Source organism: Martelella sp., assembly GCF_984369615.1.
Genome location: NZ_CFHTCS010000189.1, coordinates 1 through 8,404, shown reverse-complemented (window position 1 = coordinate 8,404; position 8,404 = coordinate 1). Strand labels below are relative to the sequence as shown.

Here is an 8,404-nt window from a genome sequence, read left to right as displayed (position 1 = left end):
AATGCCTGCCACATGCCGGACGGCCGCGGCGCGCCCGGCGTGTTCCCGGCGCTGAGGGGCAATTCGCTGGTGACGGCGCCGACGACCAGGGGTCTGACGGAAGTCATCCTCCACGGCGCGACGCTGCCTTCGACGGCGGAGCGCCCGGAACGGTTGGAAATGCCGGCCTTCGGCGATCGGCTGTCGGATGCCGATATCGCAACGCTTGCAACCTTCCTGCGCAGCGCCTGGGGCAATTCCGCCCCGTCTGTGAGCGCGGATGACGTCAAGGCGGTGCGTCGGTAAGACCCCAAAACCCGCCGCTTCGATGAGGCGGCGGGTTCCCTTGTCCTTCTGCCGATGCGCCTGCGCACGGAAAACCGCGGTCGCGGGGCGACCGCAATTACGGTCTGACGAGCACTTTCACGAGATGATCCCGCGCGTCCACCAGCTCCGAAAAACGTCGGGGCAGATCGGCCATCGCGATCACTTCCGATGCAATCGCATCGGTCGGGATGTCGCCCGCGCGCATCGCGGCCATCACGCGCTCGAAATCGGATTTCAGCGCGTTGCGCGAGCCGATGATGCGGGCCTCGCGCTTGTGGAATTCTGAATCCGAGAAGGTGATGTCGTCCTTCACCACGCTGACGAGCACGGCGCTGCCGCCATGGGCAAGCAGCGGAAAGCCTGCCTCGATCGCCCTGGCATTTCCCGTCGCGTCGAAAACCACGTCGAACCCTTCGGAAAGCGCGCCCGACAGAATGTCATCGTCGGGCTGGTGCCGTTTTTCGAAGCCGAACAGGTCGTGCGCGAGATCGAGCCGGGTCCGGCTCAGGTCCATCAGGTGAACATCGGCGCCGGCCAGCCGGGCAAACAGCGCCGTGCCGATGCCGATCGGGCCGGCCCCGGTCACGAGCACGACGTCCCCCTGCCCCGTGCCGGAGCGGGCAACCGCATGCGCGCCGATGGCCAGAAACTCCACCATGGCGGCCTGTTGCGGCGTCAGGCCATCGGCCGGATAGACATTTTCGGCCGGCACGGCGATGCGTGCGCACATGCCGCCGTCGCGGTGGACGCCGAGCACCGAAACCGCGCTGCAGCAGTTCGGTTTGCCGCGCCGGCAGGCACGACACGCGCCGCAGGAAACATAGGGGTTGATCACGACAAGCTTGCCGGCATCGGGGCCGCTGGCGATATGACCGGACAGTTCATGGCCGATGACGCGCGGATAGTCCAGAAACGGATGCTTGCCCTCGAAGATGTGGTAATCCGTCCCGCAGATCCCGATCGCCGCGATGTCGACCAGAACCCAGCCCTCCGGCGCCTTAAGGGGGCGCGGCCTGCGCTCGAGCGCCATCCGGCCGGGTTCGACGCAGACGATGCTCTCCATCATGCCCGTGTTCGCATCCATCAGTCTGTCGGCTCCAGGTTCTTGGCGGACCAGTCGGCCGGCAGTTCGCCCTTGATGATCAGGCTGAGCACGTCATCCTTTGTCACTTCGTTGATGGGATGCGCGCCGACAACCCGGCCCTTGTTCATCACCACCACGCGGTCGCACAGATCGAACACGTCATGCATGTCATGGCTGACGAGAAAGATGCCGATGCCCTCATCGCGCAGCTTCAGGATAAGGTCGGCCACCATTGCGGTTTCGGAAGGCCCGAGTGCTGCCGTCGGCTCGTCCATGATCAGTATCTTGGTATCGAAATAGATGGCACGCGCGATCGCGATCACCTGCCGCTGGCCGCCCGAGAGGCTCGAGACCGGATCGCGCAGATTCTTGAAATTCGGGTTCAGCCGGGCGAGCACCTCCCGCGCCTCGCGCAGCATCCGGGCGTCATCCAGATTGCCGAACCGTGTCTTCAGTTCGCGGCCGAGAAACAGGTTCGCAGGGGCGTCGAGATGGTCCGACAGCGCAAGCGTCTGATAGATGGTCTCGATGCCGGCGGCGCGGGCGTCGTTCGGCTCGGTAAAGTGCACCGTCTCGCCATCCACCCGGATTTCCCCCTCGTTCGGGACCATCGCGCCGGCGAGAATTTTCATCAGGCAGGACTTGCCGGCGCCGTTGTGGCCGAGCAGTCCGACCACCTCGCCGGGATAGAGATCGACCGACACATGGTCCACCGCGCGCACGCCGCCAAAGTGTTTTTCGATGCCGATCATGTCGACAAGCGGTGTTCGGGACATGGCTTGACCTTTCACTGAGACGGGAAAAGATGCCGGAGGCTTTATGCCAGCCTCCGGCAAAAGGCTCAGTAGAGCACGTTCTGGGCTTCGTCGGAGTCGATATTCTCCTTGTCGACCATGACGACGCCGGTATTGATGAAGTCTTCGACCTTTTGGCCGTTGAGCAGGTCGATGACCGTGTTCACGCCTTTTTCGCCCATGGCGAAAGAGCCCTGCACCGCAATGGCCTCCAGCACGCCGTCACGCACGAACTCCTGCAGGTCGGCATTGCCGTCGAAGCCGAGCGCCACGAGATCGCCGGTCTTGCCCGCCTGCACGATCGCCCGGCCCATGCCGACGGCTGTCGGCTCGTTGGCGCCGAAAATGCCGACGAGGTCGGGATTGGCGGCCAGAATGTCGGTGGTCTGGTTCAGCGCCTTGGCCATCTGGCTTTCCGAATAATAGGGGCCGACAATCTCGATATCGGAATTTTCGCCGATATAGTCCTGGAAGCAGCCGACGCGGCCGATTTCCGAGCCGACGCCCGCGACATAGGACATGACGGCAACCTTGCCCTCGGTTCCGGCCTCCTCGATCATCCGCTTTGCGACCTGCTCGCCGGCCGCGCAATTGTCGGTCGAAAGGAAGGCCTGGTAGCTGTCCTTGTACTGGTCGGAAAGCGCGCTATCGATGATGACGACCGGAATGCCGCTCTGATAGGCACGCGTGACCACCGGGCCCAGCGCTTCCGGGTCGGACGGCGCCAGCACGATGCCGGCGACGCCGCGATTGATCGCGTTTTCGACCAGGTTCACCTCGGCGGCGATGTCGCTTTCGGCCGCCGGCCCGTCGAAGCTCATCGTGTGCCCCGACTGGTTCGCCATTGCCGCCTGGGCGCCCTTGTTGACGTTCTGCCAGAAGTTGGAATTCGTGGTCTTCACGATGACGGCGATTTCGCCGGCATGCGCCATTCCCGCGGTCAGTGCGAACGCGGATGCCGCGATAAGGTATTTCAGGCTTTTCATCTCATTCCTCCTCTATTGAGATGCAGAAAAACTTTTTGGCTCAGCCGCTCCTGCGGCTGCGCACGTGGTCGATCCAGACCGCGCCGATGACGACGAAGCCGATCACGATCTGCTGGATGAAGGCGGAGACGCCCGCCATGTTGAGCCCGTTGCGCAGAATGCCGATGATGAAGGCGCCGATCATGGTGCCGGAGATCGTGCCGACGCCGCCGGACAGCGATGCGCCGCCAATGACGGCAGCGGCGATCGCGTCGAGCTCGTACATCACGCCTTCGCTGGGCTGGGCGGTGACGAGCCGCGACATCAGCACATTGCCGGCAATCCCGGCCAGGGCGCCGGACATGGTGTAGGCGAAAAGCTTGGTGTGGTTCGTCCTCACACCGGAAAGGCGCGCGGCCTCCTCGTTGGAACCGGTCGCATAGATATGGCGGCCGACCTGTCGGCGGTTCAGCAGGTAGGCGGCCGCGATTGCCATCGCAAACATGAGGATCGCCGGATAGGGAATGCCGGGAAAGATCACTTTGGGAAAGCCGTTCGGCTGCATCTCGACGATGCGGAACAGCGCGCCATTGCCGAGTACTCCGAAAGCCTCGCCGAGCTGGGAGATGGGGCGCGCCCCCGTCAGCTGGAGCGCCAGCCCCCGCGCGATCAGCATCATCCCAAGCGTTGCGACGAAGGGCGGGATGCGCAGTCTGGTGATGACGAACCCGTTGAAGGCGCCGCAGAGCGCGCCGGCCGTCACGCCCACCAGCATGGCCGGGGCGACCGGCAAACCCGCCTTGACGGACATGGCGGTGATGACCCCGGAAAGGGCAAGAACGGAGCCGACGGAGAGATCGATGCCGCCGGTGATGATAACCATCGTCATACCGATTCCGAGAAGACCGATAACCGACGTCTGCAGCAATACGGTCAGGCCGTTATTGACCGAAAAGAAGGCCTGGTTGGCGAGGCCGAACCCGATGATCAGCAATACGAGCGTCATAAGCGCAGAAAGCCGGTGGAACTGGGCCTGCCCGAAGGACGCGCCGCCCCAGCCGCGCCCCCGCATCGGCCTGCTCGCATCGAACATGAGGTCTCCTCCCTCGTTCTGTACGTAATTATTTAGTACCGAATAACCGGGCGTTTGATGCGCGTCAATTGTTTTTTATAATTTAGTACGATGGTATTCTGAACCGTCGGCGCGATTCGCGAGGATGAGGCAATGGCAAGAAGCGACACCCGCTACAGAAATGCATATAACCGGCTGCTCGATTATTGCGAGACATGGCCGGTCGGGACGGCTATCCCGGCCGAAACCATGCTGAGCGACGTCGCCGACGTCAGCCGCACGGTGGTGCGGCGATGCCTGGGCCGGATGCAGGAGCGCGGACTGATCTCGTGGGAGGGACGGGAAAAGCGGATGCTGCGCAAGCCGGTCGAGGCCGACCGCATCAGGATCGAACAGCCGGACACGCCGAGCGACGATCTCGAACAGCGTTTTCTCGACTGGATCCTGCGCTTCGATGTTCCGGCAGACACGCCCTTGTCCGTGGCCGATCTTTCCCGGACCTTCGGCGTCCCCCAGCATGAGATCAAGGAATTCCTCGCCGGCCTCAGCCGGTTCGGCCTTGTCGCCCGCCGCCAGAAAGGCGGCTGGATGCTGCGCGGCTTCACGATGGACTTCGCGGTGGAGCTGTCGGATTTCCGGTTCGTCCTGGAGCTCAACGCGGTGAACCAGGCCGCCGAAGCGCCCGTCGATCATCCTGTCTGGGCCAGGCTTGCCGAACTGCGGAGGCTCCACATCGCGCTTCGGCAAAGCATCGAGACGGATTATCACGAGTTCTCCAAGCTCGACGAAGCCTTCCACGCCGCGCTCAATTCGGTCGTGAAGAACCGTTTCGTCGAGGAATTCCAGAAGGTCATCTCGCTGATCTTCCACTATCACTACATGTGGGACAAGACCGACGAGAAGATGCGCAACGCCGCCGCGATAGAGGAGCACCTGGCGATCATCGACGCCCTGGAAAGGCGCGATGCCGCCGCCGCGCTCGACGCGGCCTCACGCCATCTGCGCACCTCCAAGACGACGCTTCTCTCGTCGCTCCGCTACCACGAACTAGCCTAGAGCGCCGTGCGTCCATTCGGACGCACAAAGGACGCTCTAACCTATTGAATCTACGCATCGTGCTTTCCGAAAATCAGACCCGATTTTCGGGCCGATGCGCTAGAAAACGCTCGGCCCGTGCGGATATCCCGGCCTGCAACGCCTCGAGGTTTTTCGCGAGCGTGGCGGGCCTGGCCGTGCCGATCAGAACCGAGGCCGATGCGGGGTGTCGCTTGGCGAACTGCAGCGCGGCCGTCGGCAGCGCCAGCCCGGCCCGTTCCGCCTCCGCCTGCAGCGCCGCCACCCTTTCCAGCACCGCCTTCGGCGCGGGTTCGTAGTCGTAGGTCGCGCCGTCGACCGCACCGGTCGCAAGAATGCCCGAGTTGAAGACGCCGCCGAGCACGAGGCTGGTTTCCGCCTTGCGGCAGCGGGGAACGAGTTCCGCCTCGGCCGAACGGTCGAGCAGCGTCAGCCGGCCCGCCAGAAGGATGACATCGATCGGCCCATGGTCCATCACGTCGAGACACGCCCGGCATTCGTTCACGCCCAGTCCGAAGGCCCCGATCCTGCCGGCCTCCTTCAGCCGGACAAGACGGTCGTAGCCGGAGCCGAGAAAATCCTCCATATGCGCCGCATTGCCGGAACCGTGCGTATACTCGCCGATATCATGCACATAGACGATGTCGATATGGGTAAGGCCAAGCCGCTCGAAGCTCTGCTCGAGGCTCTCCTCGATGCCGTCGCCGGAATAGTCGTAACGCACATCGTTTTGCGCGGGTTTGAGGAAACCGTCCGCTTCCGCGATCGGCTCCGCCGCCGGGGAGAGAACGCGCCCGACCTTGGTCGACACCACATATCCGGCCCGCCCTTCGAGAAAACGCCCGAGCCGCATTTCCGAAAGCCCCCGCCCGTAATGCGGCGCGGTATCGAAATAGCGGATACCGCCCTTCCACGCGGCCTGGAGCACCGCCTCGGCATCACCGTCGGTAATCTCCCGGTAGAGATTGCCGATGCTGGAACAGCCGAAGGAAACGTCGGTCACCGCCACCGCAGTTCGGCCGATCCGGTTCGTCTTCATGCGTCTTCCTCCTTCAAGGCCTCCTCCAGCAATGGCTTTTCACCCCCGTCGCCATGCCGCCGGGCCCATTCGAGAAAAGCGCCGATCCGGCGCCGGAGCTTTTCGCCGTGGTTTGCAGCGATATCCTCCAGTCGATGGTCGAGAAACGGATTGGCGAAGCGCTCGAGCGTCACTGCAATATAGTCCTCGATCCCGTCGTCCTCGCCGGCGGCGACAAAACCCGGCAGCACCTCTTCGGCATAGAGCCCGCGCAGGCGGTCCGACCGGTCCCGGTCCGCGAGGATATCGCGAACGAAGGTCGCGCCGGCACGTCCGCGCGCCAGCCAGTCGGACACCATCCATGTATGGCCGAGGTTGAGGACGAAGAGCTTGCGCCGCTCGATCGGGCCGAGATCGGTCACAACGTCAATATCGGGATGCCGGCAGGGCAGGCGCAGGCCGGGTCGGCGCTCGATCGCCCAGAGCGCATAGGGTTCGGCGACGGCGCCGGCGGGTTCAAGCGGTTCGGACACGATGCGGTCGACCAGCGAGTTGACCCAGAGCACCTCTTCGGCCAGCCAGGCCCGATAGGGCGCGTCCATGTGCGCGGCGGCGTCGAGCACCAGCCCGCGCAGAACGTCGCCGTTGTTCTGGACGAGTTCGGTCGGCATGACCTGGGGCGCGGCGCCGCCGGCCTCGAAACGGGATCGCAGCAGGTGCGCCAGCTTGGCCGGGTAGGACATGGCCGGATCGAAGCGCGCCGACCGGTCGGCCGGCTTCGGCAGAAACCCCGTATCGGCCGTGTTCGAGACAATGATCTCGGCTTCTTCGGCGATGATGCGCCGTACCTGCGCAAGATCATCGGCCAGTTCCAGACCGCGTTCGATGCTTGTCACGTGAACGGTCTCGTCGATCCTTTCACCTTTGCGCAAGCCGCGCAGGCGGACATCATATCCGCGGGCGAGCGCAGAGAGCCGCTTCGCCCGTCCGCCGTGGCCGCTCGTCTGGACCACCGTGATGCCGCCCAGCGCCGCGTCGCGCGCCGCTGCCTCGGACACGAACAAGTCCAGATGCGCCTGCAGGAAACGGCTCGTGCCGAATTGCAGGATCGGTGTTTTTGTCATTCCTTCCTCCCGATGAATTGGTTTATTATTATTTAGAACATAACGATACGCAAGGGCGATCGCTTTCTGCCGAACCACGGAGGTTTTTCCGCAAGCGCGCGACAGGATGGGGTCAATGTTGTGGAAATCCGGATGGATGCAAGCCGATGCGCTAGCCGGCCCCCCGGACGCGACGGTCCCGGGCAGACACCGGTTCAGCAGTGTCTGTTACGACATCAGCGCCGTTATGAACTGCGGTCCCGGAGAGGGGAATTTGTCGATCTGCTCGCGGCTGAGGCCTTCATCGGTGATGATGGTGTCAATCGCGTCGATCGGGGCGGTCTTGTGAAGGGCGCGTTCCATGAAGCGGCTGGATTCAGCCATGAGGATGACCTTGTTTGCCGCGGCAATCATCGCCCGCTTCATCTGGACGAGTTCCAGGAGCGTTTCCGAGACGCATTGCTCGTCGATCGCGGCAGCCGACATGAAGAACAGGTCGCAGCGGATGTCGGCGAGAAAGCTCAGGCCCGGCTCGCCGAGAAGGCTGAACGAACCGAACCGGCACGCCCCGCCGGGCACAATCAGCTTGATGTTCTGCTTGTAGGTCAGAACCTTGGCGACATGAAGGTCGTTGGTGATGATGGTCAGCGGAATATCGAGGCCGGCGATCTCTTCCGCCAGCAGGTGACAGATGACCGCGCCGGTGTCGATCAGCAGCGCCTGATCGGGTTCGATGAAGCGCATGGCCTCGCGCACGATCCCCTGTTTCTCCTCAAGCGCCGTGCGGCGCGCCAGATCCGTCGACGGCTCGTAGGTCGCGCGCGAGCGGATGCTGACGGCGCCGCCATGGGTGCGCTTGACAAGGCCCTCGGACGCCAGCAGGTCGAGGTCGCGCCGGATCGTCGAAACCGAGATGCCGAACATGCGTGCCAGATCCTGGCTGGTGCCGGCCTGGTTGCTCTTGAACCAGTCCACCAGTTGCTGGCGG

At 63.7% G+C, this 8,404-nt stretch carries 9 protein-coding genes; 2 read left to right on the top strand and 7 right to left on the bottom strand.

What is annotated here, in order from left to right:
• Positions 1 to 285 (top strand): c-type cytochrome (locus tag AC5DC2_RS14805; RefSeq protein WP_491699025.1); only part of this gene is annotated, 285 nt, incomplete at its 5' end.
• 97 nt (positions 286 to 382) lie between these two features.
• Here the strand turns inward: AC5DC2_RS14805 and AC5DC2_RS14800 are convergent.
• The 4 genes from AC5DC2_RS14800 to AC5DC2_RS14785 form a co-directional block, all read right to left on the bottom strand.
• A complete protein-coding gene (locus AC5DC2_RS14800; RefSeq protein WP_491699027.1) occupies positions 383 to 1,369 on the bottom strand; it encodes a zinc-binding alcohol dehydrogenase family protein in 987 nt (328 codons plus the stop codon).
• 20 nt (positions 1,370 to 1,389) lie between these two features.
• Positions 1,390 to 2,166: an ATP-binding cassette domain-containing protein gene (locus AC5DC2_RS14795; protein ID WP_036236938.1), complete on the bottom strand. Its 777-nt coding sequence runs from the start codon at positions 2,164 to 2,166 to the stop codon at positions 1,390 to 1,392.
• Between the two features lie 65 nt (positions 2,167 to 2,231).
• Positions 2,232 to 3,170 (bottom strand): ABC transporter substrate-binding protein, encoded by a 939-nt coding sequence (locus AC5DC2_RS14790; RefSeq protein WP_491699024.1) that lies wholly within the window; start codon positions 3,168 to 3,170, stop codon positions 2,232 to 2,234.
• Positions 3,171 to 3,210: 40 nt separating this feature from the next.
• Positions 3,211 to 4,221, bottom strand: coding sequence for an ABC transporter permease (locus tag AC5DC2_RS14785; RefSeq protein WP_491699026.1), 1,011 nt, complete (start codon positions 4,219 to 4,221; stop codon positions 3,211 to 3,213).
• Between the two features lie 153 nt (positions 4,222 to 4,374).
• Here AC5DC2_RS14785 and AC5DC2_RS14780 point away from each other — a divergent pair, with 153 nt between their 5' ends.
• Complete coding sequence (locus AC5DC2_RS14780; protein WP_491699023.1) at positions 4,375 to 5,277, top strand: GntR family transcriptional regulator; 903 nt, start codon at positions 4,375 to 4,377, stop codon at positions 5,275 to 5,277.
• A 73-nt stretch (positions 5,278 to 5,350) separates the two neighbouring features.
• Here the strand turns inward: AC5DC2_RS14780 and AC5DC2_RS14775 are convergent, their stop codons facing one another.
• From AC5DC2_RS14775 to AC5DC2_RS14765, 3 genes are all read right to left on the bottom strand, one after another.
• The gene (locus AC5DC2_RS14775) at positions 5,351 to 6,334 is read right to left on the bottom strand and encodes an aldo/keto reductase (protein WP_491699022.1); all 984 of its coding nucleotides are present in this window, start codon (positions 6,332 to 6,334) and stop codon (positions 5,351 to 5,353) included.
• Positions 6,331 to 7,437 carry a mannitol dehydrogenase family protein gene (locus AC5DC2_RS14770; protein ID WP_491699021.1) on the bottom strand — a complete coding sequence of 369 codons (1,107 nt, stop codon included), beginning with the start codon at positions 7,435 to 7,437 and terminating at the stop codon, positions 6,331 to 6,333. Before AC5DC2_RS14770 ends, AC5DC2_RS14775 begins: the two co-directional genes overlap by 4 nt.
• 207 nt (positions 7,438 to 7,644) lie before the next feature.
• A partial coding sequence (locus AC5DC2_RS14765) for a DeoR/GlpR family DNA-binding transcription regulator (protein WP_491699020.1) occupies positions 7,645 to 8,404 on the bottom strand: 760 nt, incomplete at its 5' end.

Excerpts from the sequence above, each read along its gene's own strand:
- AC5DC2_RS14790 (WP_491699024.1), bottom strand. The coding sequence starts at position 3,170 with ATGAAAAGCCTGAAATACCTTATCGCGGCATCCGCGTTCGCACTGACC.
- AC5DC2_RS14770 (WP_491699021.1), bottom strand. The coding sequence starts at position 7,437 with ATGACAAAAACACCGATCCTGCAATTCGGCACGAGCCGTTTCCTGCAG.
- AC5DC2_RS14795 (WP_036236938.1), bottom strand. The coding sequence starts at position 2,166 with ATGTCCCGAACACCGCTTGTCGACATGATCGGCATCGAAAAACACTTT.
- AC5DC2_RS14785 (WP_491699026.1), bottom strand. The coding sequence starts at position 4,221 with ATGCGGGGGCGCGGCTGGGGCGGCGCGTCCTTCGGGCAGGCCCAGTTC.
- AC5DC2_RS14800 (WP_491699027.1), bottom strand. The coding sequence starts at position 1,369 with ATGGAGAGCATCGTCTGCGTCGAACCCGGCCGGATGGCGCTCGAGCGC.
- AC5DC2_RS14780 (WP_491699023.1), top strand. The coding sequence starts at position 4,375 with ATGGCAAGAAGCGACACCCGCTACAGAAATGCATATAACCGGCTGCTC.
- AC5DC2_RS14775 (WP_491699022.1), bottom strand. The coding sequence starts at position 6,334 with ATGAAGACGAACCGGATCGGCCGAACTGCGGTGGCGGTGACCGACGTT.